This window comes from Bradyrhizobium sp. USDA3010 (genome assembly GCF_056429065.1).
Genome location: NZ_JBWJZD010000167.1, coordinates 1 through 255, shown reverse-complemented (window position 1 = coordinate 255; position 255 = coordinate 1). Strand labels below are relative to the sequence as shown.

Below are 255 nucleotides of genomic sequence, written 5' to 3'. Positions count from 1 at the left end.
CGAGGAACAGCCAGAACTTCGAGGGACGTTCAAATCCCTTGATCGACAGGCGGTTGATCGGCTCGAGCAGGCGCGATGACACCCGGTACAGCACGCTCGCCGTCACGTCGAACGTCATCAAGACCCAAACGAACCAGATCGGGCCGCTCGGCCAGGGCCCGAAGATCATGGTCTTCCACCAGTATTCGGAGAAGGTCAGGTCCGGCGTCGCACGCAGCGCGATCGCGTAATAGGCGATCGGAATCACGGTGAACG

The 255-nt window shown here is 60.8% G+C and carries 1 pseudogene; it reads right to left on the bottom strand.

Annotated elements, in window-relative coordinates:
• Positions 1-255: pseudogene (locus AC066Y_RS43415) on the bottom strand (acyltransferase family protein); the annotation flags it as partial.